The sequence below is a fragment of the Chloroflexota bacterium genome, assembly GCA_016197225.1.
Classification (GTDB): Bacteria; Chloroflexota; Anaerolineae; order Anaerolineales; family VGOW01; genus VGOW01.
The window spans coordinates 141,966-167,030 of sequence record JACPWC010000056.1 but is presented as its reverse complement, the minus strand read 5'-3'; the positions used below and the strand labels follow the sequence as shown (position 1 = coordinate 167,030).

The following is a 25,065-nucleotide window of genomic DNA, read 5'->3' as shown; positions in this document are numbered from 1 at the left end:
ATTCAGGGGCCGCCGCCGGCGGGCAGGTTGGTGGGCGTTTGGCCGCTGGGGTCGTAGACGAAAACGCTGGTGCCAAGCTCGGCCCAGTTGTAGAGCCAGAACGAGTCGATGGGTGAGAGGTTGACACAGCCGTGCGATTTGCGGAAGCCGTAGCCGTCGTGCCAGTATGCGCCGTGCAGGGCGATGGACTGATCGAAATACATCGTCCAGGGCACATCTTCGAGAAAATAGAAATCAGATTTGTCGGCGGCGTACGCGCCGCTCATCTTGGTGCTCTCCAGCTTGCTGTAAATTTGGAAGAGGCCGGGGCGGGTAGGCCATGCGCCCAGGCCGCTGGAGACGAGTGAGGCGTACACCATCTGCTCGCCTTCGTAAACGGACATCGTCTGCTCAAACAGGTTGACGGCTATCCACTTGCCGGTCACGCCCTCCGGCGGCCCGATGACTTCGACGACGGACAGGTTGCGCTGTTCCACCCACTGGTCATTGCCCACCAGATACCAGTCGTACTCGCCCGCGCGCCTTTTGCCGTAAATCTGGACGAGGTCGTAACGGTTGAGAACGGGGGCTTCAGGATTCTTCTGGCCGTTCGGAGTGAGGCGCGGCTGGAACTTGCGCACGACCCAGGCGAAGGGGCGCTGGGGTTGTTCGGCCAGCAGAAAGCCTTGATAATCGGATGGCGAGACCAGCGACAGGTCGGCCCGGCGCATGTATTCATCGCTGTTGATGCGGATGAACTCTTCGCCGTTGTATTCAACCGTCTTGCCAATGCTAACGTAGATGAAGCCTTTGCGGATGGCGCGTTTCACGACGCCCGCCGCCGCATCTTCCGGCCTGGCGAACACGGGCGCATCGGCAACCGTGACTCTGGCGTAAGCGCGGGTGATGGGCGGTTGGGCTGGCTCGAAGAAGGCGACTTCGAGCGCAGGCAGTTGGGCCGGCAGTTCGTAACGCTGGCGCAGTTCGGCCCGCCCGCCGGGGCCTTCCAGCGGGCACTGGCCCATGTGCGCCAACTGATACCCAGCCACGCACAGGTCGCTTTGGTCTTCGAGGGAAGACACGGGTGACGGCGCGTCCTCGGCCTTCGCCATTGGCGTGAGGGCGAAGAGCAGAACATATAAGACAATGCCGATGAGAGTGCGGCGCATGGCAGGATTATACACCGCTGAGGAAAACGGCAAGTGAGGCTGCGGCATTCGTGTGCACGTAAAACATGTCGGCCACGAATTGAAGATGCTCGGGGCGGGTTGCCCGCTTCGCGTCCGCACCACTCCGGCAGATTTGGCCCCGACAACCTTTGATGCTGTTGGCGAATTGTTGCGCCCACTACTGGCAACGGATTTTGTAACGGATGTAACGGATAGCGCGTCCATCCGCTACATCCGTTACCTCATCCGTTGCCGATTTCGCCAACAGTATCAATCTTTGCGCGCACACGGCATTCCAGGCAATCGCTGTTGTTGACAGGAAACAGGAGTGGCGTACACTTTAGCCATGATTGGCTGTTTGCGGCACATAGGTTTTTCATGCCGCAGCGGCCATAAAAATTTACGGGCGCACCGGTCATAACACTTTTAAGGGCGGTGCGGTTTAAAATAGAGTTGGCCCGCAGTTCATTACTTTCAACTCACAGGTTGAGCTATGTTCAATTTCCTGAGCTATGCCGGAGCTATCGAACGATTGATGAGCGAGTGGTATTCCTACTCGAGGGAAGCGCTACAGCAATCAACGGATTTAGGGTTTGCGCGGGAGCACTTCGTGAAGGATGTTTTATCAAGCTTTCTTCCAAAGAACATAGTTATAGGAAGCGGAGAGATCATCGATGGCCGAGGGCAAAGGTCAGGTCAACAAGACGTGATCATCTATCGCGGGGATTTCCCTGTTATCACCAGCTTGACGCCGGTCAACACCTATTTGGCTGAAGGGGTTATCGCCGTCATTGAAGTGAAGTCGAATCTCTCAACTGGTGAACCAATAAGCTTATTCTCGGCATTTAGAAGTTCTCAGAAGGTATTATTGCTTCAGAAAGGAGCCGGGATAGTCAATGGCACTGATGCTGAGGTGAGAAAACTTCAAAAACTGAGTAGCATAAGGGCGTACGTTGTTGGGTATGCTGGCTGGAAGGACACGAATGTGTTTCTTGAGCACTTCCGCAATGCTGGTAATCAGGTTGGTTGGGACAATGCACCGCATCTGATATACCAACCTGGACTATGTCTATTACAAAATGACGGCTTAATGGATTTCGGTAATGATGATGGTTCAACAAGGTTTTTCTTACACGACGAAGGGTATGCGTTTTCAGTGCTTTTACATCACCTCTTGAAAGTCATAATGTTCAACACCAACGGCTTGGTCGTTCAAGCTCAAGGGATCGATGCATCCATGCGTTACTACTTGGATCCGTATTTCAACTTCAACCCGCCATTGAAATTCACTAAACTCCGACTACAGGTTTCAGGAGATGCGTAGTGGATTTGTCGAGCATACCAGATTGCGGCCCAACAACCGCATGGAGCCGATTTGCTCCGCTGGCGCTCCGCAAACGGCTGATGTGTACCCGTTGGGCGCGCAGACTTAATTCGGCGGGTCAGTATCAATTCAAGTGTGACACGATGACAATAACTGGAGCAATCGCCCCCAATTTTCATGAAGGTACTCGCTCTGAATACTTGGCACAGTACATCTTCTCGGCGTTTGGCACTTCCACTCCTGTCCCGCATCCCGAGGATGCCGGAATCGATTTGTACTGTACGCTCGGCACCCGGATTGGGCATAGACTGCATGTGCAGAACTATTACTTTGTGCAGGTGAAAAGTGAGAAACGCGAAATTGGATATGAGGACTCGAAATCAGTGGAATGGTTGCTCAGCCACAAGTATCCTTTGTTAATATGCCTCATTGACAAAAAAGCCAATTCAGTTCAGGTGTATCAAACCCTGAGCATAACGACATGTTCCGCCAAGATTGGGATTAAGTCTCTCACGCTAGTTCCTGATTCCGATGAGCATCTGTTTGATGTCTTCCAGCCAGCAGAAAGTATGGAAGTGCCCCTTGGAAGGCCAATATTAGATTTCACTTCAGACAAAATGGCCGATCAACAGTGGGTTAATAACGCCATGGCTGTGATCAAGTCATGGGTCGAACTTGACCAGTACAATATTGACCAGAAGGCACTCGGCGTTCCTTTCTTCGTTGTTCCTGTCGGTTATAGGACTAATGAGCCATTAGAGCCTGCCACAAAGTTTATTGGAGCATCCCATGATCTTGGAGCAAGCTCTGAACAGCAAGCTAGACTTTCCGATGCTACCTTTAAGACACTTTCCTTCTTCGCCTTCCACTCGGCTATACTGAACGAAAGCAAGACTTTCCAACTCATCTACGATTTGACACTACAGCTCATGTCACGATACAGAATGACCGATACTTGGGGTATCCGGCTATTAGTGCTGGCTTTGAACACTGGGGCAGAGAAATTTGGCCTGCCGCACATTGGTATGCGAGAATCGAGCGGACAAGATATCGAGATACCCACAATCGAGATCCGCCCCGCAACGTAATCCTTCTAGCCTGGATCGAAAAGGGCCGCGAACTGTTTTGTGCCAATCCATCCATAGAGGCAAGAGCAATGAGCGCACAACCCAAGAGAAGCAGCGATCCCGAATGGCGAATCACACAGCACGATACACTAGGCTCGGTGGTAGTCTCACAGTTAGGCACTGTACTATTTCAAATCGACTCAGCAACGGGTGTCATGCAGTTTTGGGATAAAAAAGCGAAGCGCACAATATCAGTTAATATCGATGAGTTGAGAAAAGTTATCGGCAAACAAGATTCAAAAGAATAGCGCCACAGCGGTATATGATTTTGGCGCATGGTCACGTCGCCCAAGTTTCGGGCGGCAGGGAGATCACCCTCCCCGCCGCCGATTCAGAATCGTGCGTGAGACTCGTTTCGCGGCCTCACACGGCTCCTCAGTCATCGGGTCTTTGTCATAGATACCTAACCCTGCGCTGGTTGCCCCGCCTTTCGTACTCCTTCGTATGACTTCCTGGATCAAAAAAGGGGCAGACACACAGGTCTGCCCCTACAAAACTACGCCGTCTCGGCTTCCAACTCCTCTTTCGCCTTCTTCGAAAGCTTGCCACGCTCGTCGGCGCTGAGGATACGCTTGCGGATGCGGATGTTTTGCGGCGTGACTTCGAGCAGTTCGTCCTCGGCGATGTACTCGATGCACTCGTCGAGGCTCATCTTGCGGGCCGGGGTCAGGCTCACTAGAATTTCGGCGCGGGCGGCGCGCACGTTGGTCAATTGCTTCTTCTTGGCAATGTTGACGCTGAGGTCGCCGGGCCGCTGGTGCTGGCCGATGACCATGCCTTCGTACACTTCGGTGCCGGGTTCGATGAACAGGTAGCCGCGCTCTTCGGCGTTGCGGATGGCGAAGGCGGTGGCTGTGCCGGTCTCCCAGGCCACGAGCGAGCCTTGTGAGCGTTCGGGGATGGAGCCGGCCATAGGCAGGTAATCGTGAAAGAGGGTGTTCATCACGCCCATGCCCTGAGTGGCGGTGAGAAACTGCTGGCGGAAACCGAGCAGGCCGCGGGTGGGCACAACGTAGGTGAGATAAACCGAGCCGTCGCCGCCGTTGACCATGTTGATCATCTGGCCGCGCCGGTTGCCTAACATCTCGATGACGGTTCCGGTGTGGGCCTCCGCCACTTCCACATGAACTTCCTCAAAGGGTTCCAGCGTCTCACCCGCTTCCCCTTTGCGGAAAATCACTTCCGGCTTCGACACTTGAAACTCATAACCTTCGCGGCGCATTGTCTCAATCAAAATGCCCAGGTGCAGTTCGCCCCGCCCGGAGACGAGGAAGGTGTCGGCCTTATCCGTTTCTTCGACGCGCAGGGCGACGTTGTTCTTGAGTTCGTCGAAGAGGCGCTCGCGGATTTTGCGCGAGGTGCCCCACGTGCCTTCGCGTCCGGCGAACGGGGAGGTGCTCACGCCAAAGGTCATGCGCACCGTGGGAGCCTCCACCCGAATCGGCGGCAGGCCAACCGGATTTTCCGGGTCGGCGATGGTTTCGCCGATGCCAATAGCCTCGATCCCGGCCAGGGCGATGATCTCCCCGGCCTCGGCGGCTTCCACTTCCACTCTCTGCAATCCCTGAAAGACAAACAGGTAGCGGACTTTCGACATCGTCACCTGCCCGTGCAAGTCAATACGGGCAATCTCTTGCCCCAGTTGAATGCGCCCGGCAAAAATGCGGCCCACGGCGATGATGCCTTTGTAGTCGTCGTAGCTCTGGTTGGCGACGAGCAATTGCAGGGGCGATTCGGCATCCACTTCCGGCGGCGGGATGTGTTCGAGGATGGCGTCGTATAACGGCTGGTAGTCCGGCCCCAGTTCCGGGGTGAGGCCGGCCTGCTGGCTGAGGGCGTTGGTGTAGACGATGGGGAAGCTGGCCTGTTCTTCGCTGGCCCCGAGTTCGATGAAAAGGTCGAAGGTTTTGTTGAGGGTGTCAGCCGGGGTGGCGTCTTTGCGATCCACTTTGTTGATGACGACGATGGCCTTGTGGCCCATTTCCAGCGCCTTGCGCAGGACGAACCGGGTTTGCGGCATGGGGCCTTCGGCGGCGTCCACCACCAGCAAAACCCCGTCCACCATGCCCATCACCCGCTCGACTTCGCCGCCAAAATCGGCGTGTCCGGGGGTGTCCATGATGTTGATCTTGATACCGTTGTAGACGACGGCGGTGTTCTTGGCCAGGATGGTCATCCCGCGCTCGCGCTCCAGGTCGTTCGAGTCCATGACCCGCTCGGCCACCTGCTGGTTGTTGCGGAAGGTGTGGGCCTGCCGAAGCAGGCCGTCCACCAGGGTGGTTTTGCCGTGGTCAACGTGGGCGATGATGGCGATGTTGCGGAGGTTGGTGCGTTTTGTGAGCATAGCTTCAATCATCAATAACCAATAACCAGTAATTAGTTATTGGTTACTGGTTATTGCAAACAAAAACCCCGGCGGTGGTGCAGGCCGAGGTTGAGACTCGATAGTGCTAGGGAGATGATACCACGAAGGAGGCAGGGCGTAAAGATTTGGACTGATGGCCTAGTTGACGGTTTTTTTTCAGCATAGTAAAATCGCGGCCAATTAGGATGCAGTAAGTTCTCGGAGGTCTCACTTTTGATGGTCTGGGCGGGTCGTTGCTCAGGCCATTTTTCGTGAGCAAAGCGAGGGACGCTAGCGCCTAACAACCCTATTTTTTGTGCCATAGGAGGCAAGTCCAATGTCAGACGAACGTATTACCGGTACCGTGAAGTGGTTCAATGCCACCAAGGGCTACGGCTTCATTGCCCATGATGGCGGCGAGGACGTGTTTGTCCACTATTCGGCCATCGAAATGGAAGGCTACCGCAAGCTCAAAGAAGGCCAGATGGTAGAGTTTTCCATTGAGAAAGGCCCCAAGGGTTTGCAAGCCGCGAACGTGACTCTCAAATAACGCTCTCTCCAACAAACCAAACGCCTCTGCCAAGACCCGGCAGGGGCGTTTTTTTAACTCCGTTCCCGCTTGAGCACCGTTGTGGAAGAACATCACAACAGGGGAGGGAACTCCCTTCCCTTGTTGGGTGCAGTTTCCAACGGGGGAAGGGGTGGGGATGGGGGCAAGGCCTACGGCTCAAACGCCAAAATAACCAGCCCTCTCGTCAAGTCACTTGCATAAACACACGTAGTTTTCTGGCCGCCCACTTCGCAGGCGTGCAGGCGCACGCCCCAAACGCCGTCATAAATGTCGCTTCCAAAAACGCCCTCGGTTTTTTTCGAGCGCACTGCTTTAAAGGCGTAAGGCTCCACGGTCGGCGCGTTGGGGTCGCTCACGTCATATTTAAAGACTCGCACGCCGTCGGTGTACCAGCCCACGTAGAGCAGGTCGCCGTCCACCAGCATATTGTGCGGCGACGAAAACGGCCCGTCGAGGGCAACCTGCAACACTTCTTTCGGCTCGGAAAGATCGCGGATGTCATACATCCGAAGCTGGCTGGTTTCCCCGTCGTAATTCACCTCATCTTCGACAAAGACAAAATTGCCGTCAGCCGTTGGGTAAGCCTGGTGAATCTCCAGCCCGTCCGGGTCAATGCTGTTGGGCGGGTTGAGCGGCTTCACCTCGGCCCCCGACTCCAATTGCCCCCGATCCAAAATGACCAGCCCCGCCGCCCAGTAAGCCACGTACACCCGGTCACCGACAATCGTGGTATCGTGAACAAACGTGCTTTCACTGCGAAGCGGGTGGGAGTAATGCCCGACTTCGTAAACGTGAGTCAGGTCGCGAATATCCAGCACCCGCAAGTCGCCGGTGTTGACTGCTGACGCATAAATGTAAGCGCCGTCGCCGTTTTCGTCGCGACTGATCTGGGTAGTGTGCGTGTCACACCAGGCTGAAGACGAGCCGGTGTTTTTGCCCTCGTAGCGCCCAATCAAAATTGGGTTGGCCGGGTCGGTCACTTCCACAATTGCCACGCCGCACAAGTTGCTGGGGCTTGGCTCCAACGAGAGCGAGAGGAAACGGCGCTCGCCCTGCTTGAACGCCTTGACATCTGCCGTGTAAGTGTATTCGTTCCACTGCCACATGCCGGCGATGGCCGGGTTGGCTGGGTCGGTGACATCGGTGATGAAGAAGGCGGCGTTGAAGGCCAGAGACTGGGCGACGTACAGATGGCCGCCCGTCTCAAACAGATCAAGTTCGCCGTTGAAACAGAAGCCGCTGGGCACGTAGGCAACTTCGACGATCTTGTCGCCGTCCAGGCCGAGCGGCGACTCGCTGCACTCGGTGGGCGGGGTGGCGATTTTCTCCAGCGCCAGCACGAACGGCGTCGCCGTCGCGCGCGGGGGGAGGGTGGGTGAAATTGGGATGGCCCCGGACTCGGTCGGGGCCGGTGGCCGGGTGGGGAGGGGAGGCGGTGTCACCCCAAAACTTAGTTGACGGACGATGGCGTTGCAAGACAGAGTCAGCGGAATGAGGAGCAGGAGCGGGAAGAGTCGTTTCATGAGTTTGATATACTCCGTTATGATAAAGGCAGGATTAAGGGAAGATGACGACTTTCAACTTTTCCATTTCACTTGAGGTTCGCTACTCCGACCTGGACGCCCAGGGCCACCTCAACCATGCCCGCTACCTGTCGTTCATGGAGCAGGCCCGGCTTAAGTACATCATCGCCGCCGGTCTGTGGGCAGATGTGCATGATTTTAACGCAGTGGGCCAGATTGTGGCCGAGGCGACGTGCAGTTACAAACGCCCGGTTCTGCTGGGCCAAATGGTGGAGGTGGCGGTTTGCGTCTTGCGGCTGGGCAATAAAAGCATGGATATGGAATACAGGATGCTGGTGGACGGGGTGGAGGTGGCAACGGGCCGCACGGTGCAGGTGGCTTACGATTATGCCGCGGGGCGCTCAATTCTCATTCCAGATGAGTGGCGGGTGAAAATATCAGCCTTTGAAAAGCTTTGATATACAATTGAAACAACCTGCGTCCTATTCAGCGCGCTTGTTTGCGGGCGTACAATGGCCGGCAGGAGGGCTTCATTATGGACATTTATTTTTATAACACCCTGACTCGCGCCAAAGACAAATTCGAACCGCTCACGCCGAACGAAGTGAAGATGTACACCTGCGGCCCGACCGTCTATCGCTACGTCCACATCGGCAACCTGCGCACCTGGCTCATGGCCGACCTCGTCCGCCGGGTGCTGGAATACAACGGCCACTCGGTGACCCAGATCATGAACATCACCGACGTGGGCCATATGGCCGAAGACGACTCGCTCACCATCACCCCCGGCGAAGACAAGGTATTGGCCGCCGCCGCCGCCGAAAAGAAAACGCCCGCCGAGGTCGCCGCCTTCTACACCGCCGACTTCCTCGAGTCGCTGGCGGCCATGAACATCCAACCGGCCCAGCACTACCCCAAAGCCACCGACCACATCAACCAGATGCTCTCGCTCGTCGAAGAGTTGGAGAGCAAGGGGCTGGCTTACGAAAAGAACGGCTCGGTCTTCTTCGACGTTTCAAAGTTTCCCAACTATGGCCGCCTCTCCGGTCACGCCCTGGCCGACTTGCAGGCCGGCATCAACCGGGTGGAGATTGACGAGAACAAAGACGACCCCAGCGACTTTTTGCTCTGGCGCTCGGCGGGTGAGCACCGGCTGGTGCGCTGGCGATCAAAATGGGGGCCGGGCTTCCCCGGCTGGCACATCGAGTGCTCGGCCATGAGCATGGAATACCTGGGGCAACAGTTGGACATTCACACCGGCGGCGAAGACCTGGTATTCCCCCATCATGAAAACGAGATCGCGCAAAGTGAAGGCGCGACTGGCCTCCCCTTCTCTCGCGTCTGGATGCACGGCGCGCACCTGCTGGCCGAAGGCCGCAAGATGGCCCGCTCGGTGGGCAACGTCTTGCGCCTCAAAGACTTGCACGAAGAAGGCATTGAGCCGCTGGCCTTCCGCCTGCTCTGCCTCGGCATCTACTATCGCGGCCACATGAACGTCACCTGGGACTCGCTCCACGCCGCTCAAAGCTCGCTGGAGCGCCTGCGCCGCTACGCCAACGAATGGCGGGCCGACACCAGCACCACCGAAATGTCCAACACCGTCCTCAACAGTTATCGCGGCAAATTCCACACCCTCATCAACGACGACCTGGGCTTCCCGCAAGTCCTGCCGTTGATCTGGGAGATGGCCAAGTCTGACCTGCCGCCCTCGGCCAAAGCCCTAGTGTTGAACGAGTGGGATAGCGTGCTGGGACTCCGCCTCTTCGACGTTGCCGCCGCCTCTGCTTCCCCAACCGATCTCTCGCCCGACGAGCGCTCGCTCATTGAGCAACGCGCCGCCGCCCGCGCCGCCAAAGACTTTGCCACCGCCGACCGCCTCCGCGCCGAACTTCTCACTCACGGCCTCCTCGTCCGCGACGGAAAAGAGGGGCAAGTGTGGGAGCGAGTCCAAAAATAGAAGATAGATGTCGGAAGTCAGAAGTCAGATTTCCGACCTCTGAACTCCGACCTCTGACCTCTAATCTCTATGCCCATTCCTCACGACTACCACATGCACTCCGACTTCTCGTGCGATTGCAAATTCCCGATGGCCGAGATGTGCCGGAGCGCCGTTGAAAACAGCATCCCCGAAATTGGCTTCACCGAACACTACGATCTCCACCCCGGCGAAACCTGCCGCGACTGGTTCAAGCTGGAAGCCTGGGCCGCCGAGCTTGAGCGTTGTCGTCAAACGTTCGCCGGTCGGCTCATCATCCGCGCCGGAATCGAAATCGGCGAGCCGCATATTTATCAAACTGAAGCGCAGGCCATGCTCCAGCGTTACCCGTTCGATTACGTTCTTGGCTCGCTTCACTGGGTCGGCCCGGAGACGATCTTCGATCCCAATTACTTCCGCTCCCGCACCGCCGACGAAGCCTTTCGTCAGTTCTTTGAAGAATTAGAAGCCGTGACTCGCGTCGGCGGCTTCGACATCCTCAGCCACTTCGACGTGCCGGTTCGCACGGCTTCCGAGGTTTATGGCCCGCAAGCGTATGATCCTTGCAACTACGAAGACTGCATCCGCCCGGTGCTAAAAAACTGCATCGAGCGCGGCATCGCCCTCGACATTAATACCAAAGGCCTGCGGAGCAAGTGCAACGTTCTTACTCCGGGCCTGGACATTCTACGCTGGTATGTTGAAATGGGCGGCGAGCGCATCACCCTCGGCTCCGACTCCCACCAGCCCAAATTCGTCGGCGCCGACTGCGAAGTTGCAATGGACACCGCTCGCTCGGCAGGGCTAAAATATGTGATGCAATTTGAGAAGCGAGATGCGAGATTTGTAAAAATTCTCTAATTCTCCACCCAAGAGTCCCCTCATGCCCACCCTCACCCTCGGCCCCCTCTCCGGCTACCTCGCCCGCCCAACCTCCAGCGACGGCCCCTGGCCCGGCCTGATCGTCGTGCAGGAGTGGTGGGGACTGAACGACAACATTCGCAACGTCGCCGACCGTTTTGCCGCCGAAGGCTACCTGGCCTTTGCGCCCGACGTTTATCACGGTGAACTGGCCCAGGTTGGCGAGAACGAAAAGGCGATGGCCCTGATGCAGAAATATGGCCTGGACGCGCCGCAAGCCATTCATGGCGTTTACCCGGCGCTCAGAGCGCACCCGGACTGCAACGGCAAGATCGGCGCGGTGGGCTTCTGCTTCGGCGGGCGCATGGCCCTCAATCTCGCCATCCTCGAGCCGGGCCTGAAAGCCGCCTGCACTTTCTACGGCGGGCGCATGGAAATGCTCTTCGATAAGCTTGGCGCGATTCGCTGCCCGGTGCTCGGCCTCTTTGGCGACGCCGACGTTTCCATTCCCGTTGGCGCCGTCGAGCAATTTGATAAACTGCTCACCGGGCACAACATCCCGCACGAAGTCAAAGTCTATCCCAATTCCGGCCACGCCTTCTTCCGCGATGACGACCCGCAAAGCTATCGCCCTCAAGCGGCGGCAGATGCCTGGGAACGAGTCAGGAAGTTCTTCAAGGCCAACTTGAATTGACAACGATTTCCGTCAACGGATTTACCGGATTGAGCGGATTTCAAAAAACAAATTATCAAATCCGATAAATTCGTTCAATCCGTTGACGAATCTTTTATGCCAGCAACTATCTGCGAAGTTCGCCGTCTCGGCCTAATCCCTTACCAAGAAGCATGGGAACTGCAAAAGCGCCTGGCCGCCGAGCGCGCCGCCGATTCGATTCCCGACACGCTTCTCCTGCTTGAGCACCCGCACACGTACACGCTTGGCCGCTCCGGTCACATTGAGAATTTGTTATTGGGCGAAGAAGAAAGGGCAAAGCGTGGCGTGACAGTGGAATGGGTGGATCGCGGCGGCGACATCACCTATCACGGCCCCGGCCAACTGGTGAGCTACCCGATTCTCAGGTTGGGCCGCCCGGTAGATGGAAACGGCCACCTCCCTCAAGCCGATTACGTCGGCTACGTTCGCCAACTTGAAGAGGCGCTGATTCGCGCCCTGGCCCACTTTGGACTCGTGTCAGGCCAAATCGGCGGCCTGACCGGAGTCTGGGTGCAACCCGACGTGGCCTCGCGTTGCCCGCACTGCCCGCCGCACGCCCGGCTCGCCCCGTCCAAGATCGCCGCCATCGGTGTCAAAGTGGACGCTAAAGGAATCAGCCAGCACGGTTTTGCCCTCAACGTCGAGCCGGACATGACTTACTTCGACGGCATCGTCCCATGCGGCATCAAAGATCACGGCGTCGTCTCAATGGCCGACCTGCTGGCCGAGCCGCCGACGATGACTGAAGTGATGGATGAAGTTGAGGCGCAGTTTGGGAAAGTGTTCGAGAGAGAAATGGTGATAAGTCAAACGACAAAATGAAGGGTATGGCCCCATGACCGTTCAACTTTCGACTTTGCTGGAAGAGATACACGCCTTTGTACAGGAGCAAATCATCCCGCTGGAGGCGGCGCTGTTGAGCGACGGCTTCCGCGCTGTTCTGCCGGCGCTCACCGAGAAACGGCAGATGGTGAAAGAGCGCGGCTGGTGGGCGCCGCACCTGCCGGCGGAGTATGGCGGAATGGGGTTGCGCTTGCTGGAGTTCGCGCAAGTAAGCGAGGCGCTGGGGCGCTCGCCGCTGGGCCACTTCGTCTTCAACTGCCAGGCGCCCGACATCGGCAACATGGAATTGCTGATGACGCACGGCACGCTGGAGCAGAAGGAGCGATTTTTCCTCCCGCTCGCGCGCGGCGAGATTCGGAGTTGCTTTGCCATGACCGAGCCGGAACATGCCGGATCGAATCCGGTCTGGCTGAGCGCGACTGCGGTGAAAGATGGCGGCGATTACGTGGTCAACGGCCACAAGTGGTTCGCGTCAGCGGCGGAGGGGGCGGCGTTTGCCATCGTCATGGCCGTCACCAACCCTGGCGCGCCCAAACCCCATCAACGCGCCAGCCAGATCATCGTGCCAACGAACACGCCCGGCTTTCGAATCGTTCGCAACATCAAACTGATGGGCGAGGCCGGCGAAGATTACCTGAGCCACGCCGAAGTGATGCTTGAGAACTGCCGCGTGCCGCAGTCGAACCTGATTGGCAAAGAAGGCGCCGGCTTTGCGCTGGCTCAGGAACGACTGGGGCCGGGCCGCATCCATCACTGCATGCGCTGGATTGGCATCTGCGAGCGCGCGCTCGACTTGCTGTGCCGCCGCGCTGTGGCGCGCGAGATTGCGCCCGGCCAGCCGCTGGCGACGCGACAAGCCGTCCAGCACTGGATCGCCGAATGCCGCGCCGAAATCAACGCCTCGCGCTTGCTGGTGCTGGACGCCGCGCGCCGGATTGACGAGGTTGGCGCGCACGCGGCCCGCGTCGAAATTTCAGTTATCAAGTTCTACGTTGCCAACACGCTTCACAAAGTCCTCGACCGCGCGATTCAGGCGCACGGCGCGCTGGGCATCACCGACGACACCGTGTTGTCGTTCTGGTATCGGCACGAACGCGCCGCGCGCATTTACGACGGCGCGGACGAAGTGCACAAGAACGTCGTCGCCCGGCATATTTTGAAAGGCTATGGCCTTGACCTCTCCATCTGACTCTCCCGACCCAAAATGGATCGATCAACCCGCCAGCGTGCGCGCCGGCGAAGCCCTCGACCCGGCGCAGTTGGAATCTTATCTGCGTGAACATTTGCCCGGCGTCGGCGGCCCGCTCACCATTCAGCAGTTTCCCGGCGGCTACTCCAATCTCACGTATCTTCTCCGGGCAGGCGGCCACGAACTGGTTCTGCGCCGCCCGCCGTTCGGCGCGAATATCAAAGGCGGCCACGACATGGGGCGCGAGTATCGCATCCTGGCCGCGCTCCACCCCGCTTATCACAAAGTCCCGAAACCACTGGCTTACTGCGAGGACGTAAGCGTTATCGGCGCGCCGTTCTACGTGATGGAGCGCGTGCGCGGCGTCATCCTGCGCAACAACACGCCTGAGGGCCTGACGCTTGAACCGTCGTTGATGCGGCGCTTGTGCTTCTCTTTGATCGAGACATTGGCGGACTTGCACCGGCTGGATTACGTTGCCGCCGGGCTGGGAGATCTGGGCAAGCCGCAAGGCTACGTCGAGCGGCAAGTAGAGGGCTGGACAAAACGCTACGCGAACGCGCAGACGGACGACATCGCCGAAATGGAGCAGGTGGGCGTGTGGTTGGCCGCCAACCGCCCGCCCGACTCGGCCCCGGCCTTGATCCACAACGATTTCCGTTGCGACAATGTGTTGCTCGACCCGGCAGACCTCACCCGGCCAGTGGCTCTTCTTGACTGGGAGATGGCGACGATTGGCGACCCGCTGATGGACGTGGGCACGACTCTGGCTTATTGGGCAGAGGCGGGCGCCCCGGCCGTTATGCAGGATTTCAGCCTTGTTGGCCGGCCCGGCTTCATCAATCGGCAGGAATTCATCGAGCGATACGCCAGCCAGAGCGGGCGCGATTTGTCGAACATTCTGTTTTACTACGTTTGCGGCCTGTTCAAACTTGGCGTCATCGTTCAGCAGATTTATGCCCGCTATAAGAAAGGCCTGACCCACGACGAACGATTTCGCCCGCTTATTTTCGTCGTGCGCGCCTGCGGCCAAATGGCGGCGCGGGCCATCGAAAAGAATCGGCTTTACCGGCTTTCAGAGTGAATCGATTCAGTCATCTTCGGCCTTTGGCTTGTTCTGCAAAATCCCCTCAATCCGATCCCTCACCTCCGAGGTGAGTTTGGGCGCGACTTCCAACGCTTTCAAGTTCTCGTGAACTTGCGAGACGCGGCTGGCCCCGGTGATCACCGTGCTGACGTTGGGATTCTTCAAACACCAGGCCAATGCCATCTGGGCCATCGTACAGCCGAGGTCGTCGGCCACCGGTTTGAGCTTCTTCACGATCTCGACTCGCTCCGGCGTGATCACGCTCTCCTTCAACCACTCATAGCCTTTGAGGTTGGCCCGGCTGTCGGCGGGGATGCCGTCGTTGTATTTGCCGGTGAGAATGCCCGACGCCAGCGGACTCCAGATCGTCGTTCCCAGCCCGATGTCTTTATACAGACGGGCATACTCTTTTTCCACCCGCTCGCGGTGAAGCATGTGATACTGCGGCTGTTCCATTTGCGGCTTGTGCAGGTGGTGCTTGTCGGCTATCTGCCAGGCGGCCATGATCTCGGCGGCGCTCCACTCACTTGTCCCCCAATACAAAGCTTTCCCTTGAGAGACGATGTCGTGCATCGCCCAAACCGTCTCTTCAATCGGCGTCTCCGGGTCGGGACGGTGGCAGAAGATTAGATCAACATAGTCCAACTGCAGGCGCTTGAGCGAGGCATCAATGCCTTCCATCAGCCGCTTGCGGTTGAGGGTGTTCTCTTCGTTTGGCCCCTCGTGCAGGCCCCAAAAGAACTTGGTGGAGATGACGTAACTGGATCGCCGCCAGCCCAGCTTTTTGAGCGCCGCGCCCATGATCTCCTCCGACTTGCCCAGCGCGTACACTTCGGCGTTGTCGAAGAAGTTGACGCCGGCCTCGTAGGCGGCCTTCATGCACTCCGCCGCCGTCTCCTCGCCAAGCTGATTGTGAAACGACACCCACGAGCCAAACGACAGTTCGCTGACTTTGAGGCCGGAACTGCCCAGACGACGATAATTCATAGCTGTGCTCCTTGTTGAAGTGAAGTGCGCCGATTATACCTGCCCGGAACTCCTGACCGTCTAAAACCCAAAAGTGGCGTAAAATCTAACTGGAGCACCGCCATGACAACTTTAGCCAATCCTCCCGTTCGCCGTGTGGAAATGATGGAAACGTCGCCGCCGCGCCTCACCCATCAAGACTTTATTCGCCTCGCGCCAGAGGATCGAAAAGCAGAACTTATAGACGGGATACTCATTATCATGCCTACTCCCTCTGACATTCACGAGCGCTTGCAAGTGTTTCTTGTCAAAGTGATTGGCCTGTTTGCAGATTTTTTCAGTCTGGGTGAAGTGCGTGGCTCACGATCAGCAGTCCGTATTTCACTTCACCAAACTTATGAGCCTGATATCCTTTTCGTTCGCAAAGATCGACTCCATATCTTTGCAGACAACGAAATTATGGAGGCGCCCGATCTCGTCATTGAGATTCTTTCCAACTCAACCGCTCAATACGATCGTGGCGTCAAGCGCGAGAATTACGAGAAGGCGGGCGTCCGTGAGTTGTGGCTGATTGACCCTTACGGCCCGACAGGCACGCAGTTTTACCAGCGGCAGGGCGAGCGGCTGATTGAAGTTGCGCCCGTAGACGGTATCATCCACTCCGTTGCCTTGCCAAACTTCAAACTCAAAATCAACTGGTTGTGGCCGAATGAAAAGGACGAATTGCCCAACACAGTGGCTGTGCTAAAAGAACTTGGAGTCTTCTAATGCCCGTTACTGAACCCACGCGCGACCGCCTGATTCATCCCGAAGAAATTCAGGCCGTCCCCGCGCCGCTCCGCCGCCCGGAGTGGATCAAAGTCCGCGCCCCCGGCGGCGAGACCTACGAAAATCTAAAACAGTTGATGCGGGCCAAGACTCTGCACACCGTTTGTGAAGAGGCGATGTGCCCGAACATGGGCGAGTGCTGGGGGGCCGGGACGGCGACGTTTTTGATGATGGGCGATGTCTGCACCCGAACCTGCGGCTTTTGTGACATCAAACACGGGCGGCCATCGCCGCTCGATTTTGCCGAGCCGGAGCGGGTGGCTCAGGCGGTGAAGGCTATGAACCTGCGCCACGCCGTCATCACCAGCGTTAATCGCGACGAACGCAAAGACGGCGGTGCGCCAATCTTTGCGATGGTCATCCAACGCATCCGCGAAATTCACCCCGGCTGTTCCATCGAAGTCCTCATCCCCGACTTCAAAGGCAGCCTTGAGGCGTTGCAAATCGTGATGGAAGCCCGTCCCGAAATTCTCAACCACAACGTCGAGACCGTGCCGAGACTGTTCAAGAAAGTTCAGCCGCAGGACAACTACGAGTGGGCCGCCGCCACCCTTTCCAACGCCAAGAAGCTTGAGCCGGACGTGTTGACCAAGTCGGGCATCATGCTGGGGCTGGGCGAGACGATGGGCGAAGTGAAGGCGGTGATGCGCGATCAGCGCAGTTGGGGCGTGGACATTCTCACCGTCGGCCAGTATCTTCAGCCGTCGAAGAAGCATTTGCCTATCGAACGTTATTACACCCTCGACGAGTTCAAGGAACTCAAGCAGTACGGTTACGAAATTGGCTTCAAGTGGGTGGAGTGCGCGCCGCTGGTGCGCTCCTCGTATCACGCCGACCGGCAGGTGCGCGCCCTGAGCGCCGTCCATCGCCAGCTTTACGGCCAACCTGGATAAGTTTCACCACGAAGTCACGAGGACACAAAGACACAAAGAAAGGCTTTGTGCCCTCGTGACTTAGTGTCTTCGTGGTGCATTGCATTCCGTTATGCCAATCAAGAAACTTCGCTGGGGCCTCCTCAGCACTGCCAAGATCAATCGCGCCCTCATCCCGCCGATTCGCGCTTCGGCGCGGGGCGAACTGGCCGCCGTTGCCAGCCGCGACCGGGCCAAAGCCGACGCTTACGCCAAAGAGTGGAATATCCCGAAGGCTTACAGCAGTTACGAAGCCTTGCTGGCCGACGACGACATTGACATCGTTTACATCAGCCTGCCAAACAGCCTCCACGCCGAGTGGGCGGTGAAGTGCGCCGAAGCCGGCAAGCATGTGCTGGTGGAAAAGCCTTTTGCCCTCACAACTGCCGAAGTGGACAGAATGACCGAAGCCACAAAACGAACCGGCAAAGTCATGGCCGAAGCCTTCATGTATCGCCACCATTCGCAGACGCTCAAGGTGAAAGAGTTGATCGAGAGCGGGGCGATTGGCGACGTTTCGCTGGTGAAGGCGTCCTTTACCTTCAACCTGACGCGAGCTGTTGATGTGCGCCTCGACCCGGCGCTGGGCGGCGGCAGTGTTTGGGATGTAGGATGTTACCCGATCAGCTTGGCTCAATATGTTTTCGACGGGCCACCCGTCGAAGTGGTTGGGTGGCAGAAACAGGACTCTACCGGCGTTGACGGCTGGTTCGTCGGCCAGCTTCGTTATTCGGGTGACCGGTTCGCTCAGTTCGATTGCGGCTTTCGCTCGCCGTTTCGCACCCACGCCGAGATCGTAGGCCGGGCCGGCGCGATTATGCTTACTCAACCTTTCAAGCCGGACGCAACAGCAAAATTGATTCTGAGGCGGAACGACGCCGACGAGGTCGTTCCGGTGGCCGAGAGGCAACTTTACGAAGGCGAAGTGGAAGACTTGCACGACGCTATCTTGAATGGCAAGCCGCCGCGCGTGTCGCTGGCCGAGAGCCGGGGACACGTTGCCACCCTCGTCGCCCTGTACGAGTCGGCTAAAACGGGGAAACCCGTTCGGGTTGCCTGATCATGCCGCGAGTCCTGTTGATCGAAGATATTGAAGACAACGTTCTGCTGGTCGAGCGGGTGCTGACGGCCAACGGTTACGAAGTTCTCCACGCGCCAGACGGCGAGACCGGCTTGCAAATGGCAGCCGACGAGCGCCCCGACCTGATCCTGCTCGACCTGGGCCTGCCCGACCTCGACGGCCAGACCGTTGCCTCCCAACTGCGTCGCGCGCCCGAAACGGCGCACACTCCTATTGTCGTCGTTACCGCCTGGCCCGAAGAGACGGCCCGCCAGATGGTCAAAGCTTATGGTTGTAACGGCTACATCAGCAAACCTATCAAAGTTGCGACTCTTCTTGAGCAGGTCGCTTCCCATCTTCGCTGATTGTGTATCCTCACGACATGGCCCTGGCTCCCTCAGACAACCCGCTTGAGCTTATCCCAGCCAGCAAGTTCACACTTAAAGAACTGACAACCATTTACAACAAGTCTCGCGTGGATTATCTTGTGCCGATGCCGATGAACATCGCCAAGATGACCGAATACATTCACGTGTACGACATCAATCTGGAAAATTCTTTTGTGGCGATGGATGAGGGCGTGATGCAGGGGCTAGGGATGTTGGGCGTTCGCGCCGGGCGGGCGTGGATCACCCGGCTGGGCGTTTTGCCGACAAGCCGCCGTCACGGGGCGGGACGGACACTCATGGTTGCCCTGCTGGAGGCGGCTGAGCGTCTGGACATTCGCTTCACCATGTTGGAAGTCATCAAGAACAACGTTCCGGCCCAAAAACTTTTTCTAAAACTTGGATTTTATGAAACGGGCGAACTGCTCATCCTGCGCCGGCCTCCGGGGCCGCCGCCGGTTTACCCGTTTGGCGATGTTCAATGGATGGCCCGCGCCGAGGCCCTGGCCCTGCTTGAGACTCGAACAACTCTGCCGCCGTGGACGAACCAGACCGAGTCGTTGCACAACGCAACCGACGTTTTTTGTTTGACCGTGACCTTGCCCGGCGGTGACCGCGGCTGGCTGGCCTTCCAGCGCCAGCGCTACATGCTCTCGCGTTTGGTCATACAGACCGAGCAGGGCGACCCGGCGATAGTCGGTCGGGCCTTGCTGGCTCACCTGCACGACAAGTATTTTGACCTCGACACCCAGACCGAGAACATCTATGTCAACGATGCACACCTGCCCGCGTTTTACGAGATGGGCTATGTTGAGTCGTTTCGCCGGGTTGAGATGTATCGGCAGAAATGAATGCCGCAATCGCCCGATCCGTTTTGCCCATCGGGTAAGCCGCTAGCTCGCGGGGGAGCGCCCACTTAAAATCGGCCACTTCAAGCGCCCGCGCTTTGCCGCTCGCCCATTTTGCTTCAAACACATGCAATGTGATCTTGAAATGGGTGTAAGCGTGTTTGAGCGTGAGCCGTTGCTCGCCCGCTTCGATTTTGATTCCTAACTCTTCCTGAATCTCGCGCCGCAGGCAATCGGGCAAACTCTCGCCCGGCTCGACCTTGCCGCCGGGAAACTCCCACAAGCCGCCGAGCAATTTGTCTGCCGGGCGCTGGGCGATCAGCACTCGCCCGTTCTTTCGGATGATGCCAGCGGCCACATCATAGTGCGGCGTGGGCGGCTTCTTCTTTGCTACCGGGCGTTCGTTTTGCAGGCCCAACTTTTGCGCTTCGCACAAGCCGAGCAGGGGGCAAAGCAAGCACGTTGGGTTTTGCGGGCGGCAGATGGTCGCGCCCAAATCCATCACGGCCTGGTTGTAATCGCCGGCGTTGCCCGGCGGCACCAGGCTTTCGGCCAGCGCCCACAACTTCTTTTCGCCTGCCGGACTTTTCACGTCATCGGCGAGATTGAAGACGCGGGCGAGGACACGTTTGACGTTGCCATCCAGCACGGCGGTATCAGCGTTGAAGGCAATGGAAGCGATGGCCCCTGCCGTGTACCGCCCAATCCCTGATAACTGCCTCAGCCCTTCCACTGTCTTTGGCAGTCGCCCATCGTGTTCAGCCACGAGCTTCCGGGCGGCTTTGTGTAAATTTCGGGCGCGCGAGTAGTAGCCCAACCCTTCCCAGATCGCCAGCACGTCTTTGAGCGGCGCTTCGGCTAACGCCTTCACCGTCGGAAATTTTTTCAGCCAGCGGCGGTAATACGGGATGACGGCTTCCACCTGAGTCTGTTGCAACATGATCTCGCTGATCCAGATTCGATACGGATCGCGAGTCTTGCGCCAGGGCAGGTCGCGGGCGTTGGCGGCGTACCAGTTGAGGAGAGGCCGGCTTATTTCGTCAACGGATTGAACGGATTTAGCGGATTGTTTCTTTGTCATCGAACGGAATGCGCCACCTGGTCTTGCATTCGTTCCTTTCCCCAATTCGTTGTTGTGTTTGGTTGGCGTTCAGGCCGGCGCAACGGTTTGGGCTTCGAGGGCGATGCGGTGCAGGGCGGTGTACACACGCAGGCTGTTGCGGCGCGCGTAGCCGACGACGGTGATATTCCACGCCCGGCCCAATTCTACCGAGAGGCTGGTGGCCGAGGTGCGCGAGACAACAATGGGGACGCCCATCTTTGCCGCCTTGCCCAGCATCTCCGAACTGATGCGCCCGGTTGCCAGCAGGATGTTGCCTTCGGTGGAGATGTTTTGCTTGAGGGCCTTGCCCCACAGCCGGTCAATGGTGTTGTGGCGGCCCACGTCTTCGGCCACCAGCAGTAGCCGCTCGCCGTCGCTGAGGGCCGAAGTGTGAATGCCTTGCGTGACGCTGTACAGATCGCCGGCCTGATACAACTCGCGCATCCGGGCGAAGATTTGCTCAGGGGTGACCGTCGCGTTTGTGTTGAGCGGGGTGTGCCGGGCGCGCATGTCGTCGAAGGTGACGCCGCCGCCACAGCCCGAAGTGATGATGCGGCGTGCCGGCAGTTCAACAGCGTGATCCAGCCAGACATCCACGCACCGGCCGTCCTCCGAGATCGTCAGGGCGCGCACTTCGGCCAGGCTGTGGATGAGTCCTTCGGCGCGCAGAAAGCCCAGGGCCAGTTCGTCCGGTTCGCGCGGCGTGCACATGAACGTCGCCAGTTCGCGGCCATTGAGGTGAATGCACACCAGGGCTTCTTCGGTGATGGCCCCGGCCATCGCCTGCCACGCGCCGTTTTCGTAGAGGGTGTAATCGAGAGGGTGAATACCGTCGGTCTTGGTTTGAGACATAGGTTATCAACTGATGATCCTTAGATCGGGATCAGGCATATACACATAAGGAATCTCACGCGGGGGCAGGGCTTTGACTTTAGTGTTGACGGCCTCCGCCGCCTGGCTGAATGCCTGGCCCGCCCGTGAGTCGGGCGCGGCCAACACCACCGGCGTCCCGCTGTCGCCGCTGGCGCGCACCGCCGAGTCGAGCGGCACTTTCGCCAGTAGAGTCGTATTCAATCTCTGACTCAACTGTTCGCCGCCGCCCTCGCCGAAAATGTAATCCGGCTGGCCGCAGTGCGGGCAGATATAGTAACTCATGTTCTCGATTAAGCCCAACACCGGCACGTCGAGTTGGTGGAACATTTCTCCGCCTTTGATGACATCGGCCATTGCCACGTCCTGAGGCGTCGTCACCAACATCGCCCCGGCCAGTGGCAGGGATTGAGTGAGCGTCAACTGAACGTCGCCGGTGCCGGGCGGCAAGTCTACGATCAGGTAGTCAAGCTCGCCCCACATCACGTCGCGCAAGAGTTGGCGGATGGCCTGGTGCATCATCGGCCCGCGCCAGATGACGGGCGCTTCGGCCGGAACCAGGAGGCCCATAGACATGACGGTGACCCCGTGGGCGGCGGGCGGGAGAATCTGTTCGCCGAAGGCAAAGGGGCGCTGGTCGGCAATCCCCATCATCAGTGGCACGTTGGGGCCGTGAATGTCGCCATCCAACAGGCCGACGCGCTGACCCATTTGCGCCAGCGCCACCGCAAGATTCACGGCGACGGTGGACTTGCCCACGCCGCCCTTGCCACTGGCGACGGCGACGACGGCTTTCGCGCCGAAGTTGAGCTTGGAGGTGTCGCGCAGTTGCGAGCGGGGGCCGGTTTCAAAAGTGATGTTGACATCTTTCACGCCGGGGATGGCCAGCACAGCGTGCCGCGCCCGCCGCTCGATGGGCACTTGCAAAGGACTGCCCGCCTCACGCAGGCGGACGGTGAAGCTAACCACGCCGTTGCGGGCGGCGACGTTCTTCACCATGCCCAGCGAAACCAGATCGCGGTTGACTTCCGGCTCCAGCACTTTGCCGAGAGCAAGCATGACCTGATCAGGTGTGACGACGGGCGAGCGATTCAAGAATCCGAACAGGTTCATCGTAGCATGAAACCTTTGCTGTTGATCCACGAAGACCACGAAGCTGAGATTTCTTTTCGTGGCCCTTCGTAGATCACTTCGCTTATCGCGCCGGTGCGCGGGTGTACTCGCGCTCGGCGGCAATCAGGTCGAGATGCAGAGTCGCCAAATCTTCCACCGGAAGTTGAGCGACCGGGATCGGATCGTAGGTGACGACGACTTTCAGATAGCCCCGGCAGGCGTCGCAGGTTTGCAGGCTGTATTTTTCTTCTTCGCCCTCGACCGTGATGTAGCCGAGTTGTTTGTAGTTTTGGTTGTTGCAGAGCACGCACTGCAAGCGCGGGTAGTGCCAGCTTGCGCCGCACACGCCACAGCGCAGGCGGCGCTCGCCCTCTTTGCCCTGAATTTCGGTGAGGAGGGGCGGACTGCCGCACAGAGGGCATTGGCCGCGCCGCCAGTCATCCAGATCAACATTTTTGAGGCCTTGCGCCCAAACGCGCATGGCAGGCTTGAGGCTGTTTTGAGCCAACAGTCGCAGTAGCTCGGCGTCGAGTTTGAGGCTGGTGGCGATGAGTTCGAGCCGCCGCCAATCGCCGAGGGCGAGCGCGGCCCAGATCGTTGAAAGGTCAAGTAGGGGGCGGCCACTCGTGCCGCCCTTACCTTCGACGGCGCGGCGGATTTGTCCGGCGGCGGCGGCGCGTAGGGCGGCCCCGTTTCCATTTCGAGCCTGCTCGATCAACTTGAGTGAATCGGGTTGGCCGCGTTTCGCCAGGCGGAGGCCCCAGCCGGGGCGGCTGGCTTTGGCTTCTTCCGGGGCGGTATTTTCGACAATGCGGCACAGGCGCAGAAAGAGGTCGCGGGTCGCTTCAACGTCGAGCGGCAAGTCTTCGCCGACAAGCAAGGGCAGGCCGGATTCAAGTTTGCGCTTCGCGGCCTCGGCATCGAGCGTGAACGGCTCGATGTTTTTTTGCGCCGCCCGCAAGGCGGGCAGGGCCGCCCGATAAAAGGCGGCCGGCTCGGCCAGGTCGGGCCAGCGCTCGACGAGGTCATCCAGCCGTTTCAACAGAGCTTCAGTTTGCGGATCGGCTTTAGCCTGGCGCGTTGCCATCAGGCTTCCTCCTGCGCCGCCAGCGTCCGCAGGGCGTTAATGGTTTCTTGCAACTCGTCGCCGCCGAGGGCGATGAGTTGATCGATCTCCTGCCGGAGGTGCGTCAACATGCCGTGAAGCATGGCGGCCTCCAGCGGATCAGCCGTCTGCCGCCACACATTTTCCTGTTTGGCGGTTTCGAACCACGCGGCCAGCCGCTCCATCGTCTTCAAGGCATCATCTATCGTGCGATCATACTTGCGTGAACTCGGAACAAATTTTTCACCTTTGCCATCACGACCAGCCATACTTGACCTCCTTCTGCTTATCCTTGCATGACCATGAAGATAGATAGCCGCCCAACGGCGCGCATCACCCGCGCGGCGGTGAACTAACGACTCCTTCGCGAGGAAGACCCGCCGGAACTGCCCGAAACTCCGCGAGGGCGCGGCGGTAGCCGCGTCGGGTTCATGCCGTGTTGGGCCGCGCCCTTTGCCCGAAAAGAGAACGTTGATGCCCATAGCTTATGCCCGCAGTAGCACCACGCCTAACCAGAGACACCAAACTAATCCGACAAAAACCCCGAGAAAGCCCAAGGGCTGTATTAAGATAGCTCCGATACCCGCCAGGCCAAATAGTATCCCCAAGTAGTTCAAGACCTTAGGGAATGTTCCTGCCCGCAGGGCGACCCAACTGACCAGCACCGCCCACCAACCATAGGCGAAGATGCCACCCGTGAGAATCCCTGCCCCATTGGATGAGACCAAGGTGAGCGTCAAAAAGGCTGTCTCGACAACTTCACGGTTTTGGGGATAGAGACGCGCCAGTTGAAAGAGGCTGCTACCGATTGTACCGTTAGCCAGGATGGACGCCGTTGTGATCAGCCCTGCCGCCGTTGCCAGGCGCACGAGGGCCGGCGAATGAGTTTGTAATCGCTCATACAGACCCATCACGGTCAGGATGAGAAAGACGGCGAAGAGAATGTCACCGGCGAACAACCGAAATGCCAACAGCGACTGGCTGGCGATAAAGGGTAAAGCTTTCGCTGGATCGGCAAAGTCGTTTGGCCCTTGAAAGCCGAAGCCGGGCAATACCGCGAAGATAAGTACCAGCACGATGACAAAGGATAGCCCTTGAAGCAATGCCCCAATGCCAGCGGCTTTTTGTGAAGTGTTCATGGCTTATCTCCTTGTCAACTGAACTTGTTT

The 25,065-nt window shown here is 58.4% G+C and carries 27 protein-coding genes; 17 read left to right on the top strand and 10 right to left on the bottom strand.

Annotated features, from left to right (window positions below):
- Positions 1 to 2: 2 nt before the first annotated feature.
- A complete protein-coding gene (locus tag HYZ49_09510; protein MBI3242516.1) occupies positions 3 to 1,148 on the bottom strand; it encodes a L,D-transpeptidase in 1,146 nt (381 codons plus the stop codon).
- A gap of 52 nt (positions 1,149 to 1,200) precedes the next feature.
- Here HYZ49_09510 and HYZ49_09505 point away from each other — a divergent pair, with 52 nt between their 5' ends.
- The 4 genes from HYZ49_09505 to HYZ49_09490 all read left to right on the top strand — a co-directional run bounded on the left by HYZ49_09505 (position 1,201) and on the right by HYZ49_09490 (position 3,847).
- Positions 1,201 to 1,464 carry a hypothetical protein gene (locus tag HYZ49_09505; GenBank protein ID MBI3242515.1) on the top strand — a complete coding sequence of 88 codons (264 nt, stop codon included), beginning with the start codon at positions 1,201 to 1,203 and terminating at the stop codon, positions 1,462 to 1,464.
- A 177-nt stretch (positions 1,465 to 1,641) separates the two neighbouring features.
- Positions 1,642 to 2,472, top strand: coding sequence for a hypothetical protein (locus HYZ49_09500; GenBank protein ID MBI3242514.1), 831 nt, complete (start codon positions 1,642 to 1,644; stop codon positions 2,470 to 2,472).
- Entirely contained in the window at positions 2,472 to 3,560 is a 1,089-nt protein-coding gene (locus HYZ49_09495; GenBank protein MBI3242513.1) for a hypothetical protein, read from the top strand. The genes HYZ49_09500 and HYZ49_09495 overlap by 1 nt, the downstream gene beginning before the upstream one ends.
- 68 nt (positions 3,561 to 3,628) lie before the next feature.
- Complete coding sequence (locus HYZ49_09490; protein ID MBI3242512.1) at positions 3,629 to 3,847, top strand: hypothetical protein; 219 nt, start codon at positions 3,629 to 3,631, stop codon at positions 3,845 to 3,847.
- A 248-nt stretch (positions 3,848 to 4,095) separates the two neighbouring features.
- Here the strand turns inward: HYZ49_09490 and typA are convergent, their stop codons facing one another.
- On the bottom strand, positions 4,096 to 5,943 hold the full coding sequence (gene typA, locus HYZ49_09485) for a translational GTPase TypA (GenBank protein MBI3242511.1): 1,848 nt from the start codon (positions 5,941 to 5,943) through the stop codon (positions 4,096 to 4,098).
- A 337-nt stretch (positions 5,944 to 6,280) separates the two neighbouring features.
- On the opposite strand from typA, the gene HYZ49_09480 reads away from it, so the two are divergent.
- Positions 6,281 to 6,493 carry a cold-shock protein gene (locus tag HYZ49_09480; GenBank protein MBI3242510.1) on the top strand — a complete coding sequence of 71 codons (213 nt, stop codon included), beginning with the start codon at positions 6,281 to 6,283 and terminating at the stop codon, positions 6,491 to 6,493.
- Between the two features lie 170 nt (positions 6,494 to 6,663).
- Here HYZ49_09480 and HYZ49_09475 read toward each other — a convergent pair whose 3' ends face one another.
- On the bottom strand, positions 6,664 to 8,037 hold the full coding sequence (locus HYZ49_09475) for a hypothetical protein (GenBank protein ID MBI3242509.1): 1,374 nt from the start codon (positions 8,035 to 8,037) through the stop codon (positions 6,664 to 6,666).
- A gap of 44 nt (positions 8,038 to 8,081) precedes the next feature.
- Between HYZ49_09475 and HYZ49_09470 the strand changes: the two genes are divergently transcribed.
- From HYZ49_09470 to HYZ49_09440, 7 genes are all read left to right on the top strand, one after another.
- Positions 8,082 to 8,495, top strand: a complete 414-nt coding sequence (locus HYZ49_09470; protein ID MBI3242508.1) for an acyl-CoA thioesterase — start codon at positions 8,082 to 8,084, stop codon at positions 8,493 to 8,495.
- Positions 8,496 to 8,572: 77 nt separating this feature from the next.
- Positions 8,573 to 9,994, top strand: a complete 1,422-nt coding sequence (locus HYZ49_09465) for a cysteine--tRNA ligase (protein MBI3242507.1) — start codon at positions 8,573 to 8,575, stop codon at positions 9,992 to 9,994.
- A gap of 69 nt (positions 9,995 to 10,063) precedes the next feature.
- Complete coding sequence (locus HYZ49_09460) at positions 10,064 to 10,873, top strand: histidinol-phosphatase HisJ family protein (protein MBI3242506.1); 810 nt, start codon at positions 10,064 to 10,066, stop codon at positions 10,871 to 10,873.
- A 22-nt stretch (positions 10,874 to 10,895) separates the two neighbouring features.
- A complete protein-coding gene (locus tag HYZ49_09455) occupies positions 10,896 to 11,567 on the top strand; it encodes a dienelactone hydrolase family protein (GenBank protein MBI3242505.1) in 672 nt (223 codons plus the stop codon).
- A gap of 96 nt (positions 11,568 to 11,663) precedes the next feature.
- Positions 11,664 to 12,410 (top strand): lipoyl(octanoyl) transferase LipB, encoded by a 747-nt coding sequence (gene lipB, locus HYZ49_09450; protein ID MBI3242504.1) that lies wholly within the window; start codon positions 11,664 to 11,666, stop codon positions 12,408 to 12,410.
- A 13-nt stretch (positions 12,411 to 12,423) separates the two neighbouring features.
- Entirely contained in the window at positions 12,424 to 13,620 is a 1,197-nt protein-coding gene (locus HYZ49_09445) for an acyl-CoA dehydrogenase family protein (protein ID MBI3242503.1), read from the top strand.
- On the top strand, positions 13,598 to 14,704 hold the full coding sequence (locus HYZ49_09440) for a phosphotransferase family protein (GenBank protein ID MBI3242502.1): 1,107 nt from the start codon (positions 13,598 to 13,600) through the stop codon (positions 14,702 to 14,704). Before HYZ49_09445 ends, HYZ49_09440 begins: the two co-directional genes overlap by 23 nt.
- A gap of 6 nt (positions 14,705 to 14,710) precedes the next feature.
- On the opposite strand, the gene HYZ49_09435 is transcribed toward HYZ49_09440, so the two are convergent.
- Positions 14,711 to 15,694 carry an aldo/keto reductase gene (locus HYZ49_09435; GenBank protein MBI3242501.1) on the bottom strand — a complete coding sequence of 328 codons (984 nt, stop codon included), beginning with the start codon at positions 15,692 to 15,694 and terminating at the stop codon, positions 14,711 to 14,713.
- Between the two features lie 102 nt (positions 15,695 to 15,796).
- Here HYZ49_09435 and HYZ49_09430 point away from each other — a divergent pair, with 102 nt between their 5' ends.
- The 5 genes from HYZ49_09430 to HYZ49_09410 all read left to right on the top strand — a co-directional run bounded on the left by HYZ49_09430 (position 15,797) and on the right by HYZ49_09410 (position 19,709).
- Positions 15,797 to 16,441: a Uma2 family endonuclease gene (locus HYZ49_09430; protein ID MBI3242500.1), complete on the top strand. Its 645-nt coding sequence runs from the start codon at positions 15,797 to 15,799 to the stop codon at positions 16,439 to 16,441.
- Positions 16,441 to 17,394, top strand: a complete 954-nt coding sequence (gene lipA, locus HYZ49_09425; protein ID MBI3242499.1) for a lipoyl synthase — start codon at positions 16,441 to 16,443, stop codon at positions 17,392 to 17,394. The genes HYZ49_09430 and lipA overlap by 1 nt, the downstream gene beginning before the upstream one ends.
- Positions 17,395 to 17,485: 91 nt before the next feature.
- A complete protein-coding gene (locus tag HYZ49_09420) occupies positions 17,486 to 18,472 on the top strand; it encodes a Gfo/Idh/MocA family oxidoreductase (protein MBI3242498.1) in 987 nt (328 codons plus the stop codon).
- Between the two features lie 2 nt (positions 18,473 to 18,474).
- Positions 18,475 to 18,837, top strand: coding sequence for a response regulator (locus HYZ49_09415; protein MBI3242497.1), 363 nt, complete (start codon positions 18,475 to 18,477; stop codon positions 18,835 to 18,837).
- Between the two features lie 17 nt (positions 18,838 to 18,854).
- Positions 18,855 to 19,709 carry a GNAT family N-acetyltransferase gene (locus tag HYZ49_09410; protein MBI3242496.1) on the top strand — a complete coding sequence of 285 codons (855 nt, stop codon included), beginning with the start codon at positions 18,855 to 18,857 and terminating at the stop codon, positions 19,707 to 19,709.
- Here the strand turns inward: HYZ49_09410 and mutY are convergent.
- The 6 genes from mutY to HYZ49_09380 form a co-directional block, all read right to left on the bottom strand.
- On the bottom strand, positions 19,627 to 20,787 hold the full coding sequence (mutY, locus tag HYZ49_09405; GenBank protein MBI3242495.1) for an A/G-specific adenine glycosylase: 1,161 nt from the start codon (positions 20,785 to 20,787) through the stop codon (positions 19,627 to 19,629). The two genes, HYZ49_09410 and mutY, sit on opposite strands and share 83 nt — an antisense overlap.
- Positions 20,788 to 20,856: 69 nt before the next feature.
- A complete protein-coding gene (fdhD, locus tag HYZ49_09400) occupies positions 20,857 to 21,660 on the bottom strand; it encodes a formate dehydrogenase accessory sulfurtransferase FdhD (protein ID MBI3242494.1) in 804 nt (267 codons plus the stop codon).
- 6 nt (positions 21,661 to 21,666) lie between these two features.
- Entirely contained in the window at positions 21,667 to 22,791 is a 1,125-nt protein-coding gene (locus HYZ49_09395) for an Mrp/NBP35 family ATP-binding protein (protein ID MBI3242493.1), read from the bottom strand.
- Between the two features lie 82 nt (positions 22,792 to 22,873).
- Positions 22,874 to 23,878, bottom strand: a complete 1,005-nt coding sequence (locus HYZ49_09390; protein ID MBI3242492.1) for a formate dehydrogenase accessory protein FdhE — start codon at positions 23,876 to 23,878, stop codon at positions 22,874 to 22,876.
- Entirely contained in the window at positions 23,878 to 24,165 is a 288-nt protein-coding gene (locus HYZ49_09385) for a hypothetical protein (GenBank protein MBI3242491.1), read from the bottom strand. The genes HYZ49_09390 and HYZ49_09385 overlap by 1 nt, the downstream gene beginning before the upstream one ends.
- A 216-nt stretch (positions 24,166 to 24,381) precedes the next feature.
- Positions 24,382 to 25,035 (bottom strand): DUF4386 family protein, encoded by a 654-nt coding sequence (locus tag HYZ49_09380; GenBank protein MBI3242490.1) that lies wholly within the window; start codon positions 25,033 to 25,035, stop codon positions 24,382 to 24,384.
- Positions 25,036 to 25,065: the final 30 nt, after the last annotated feature.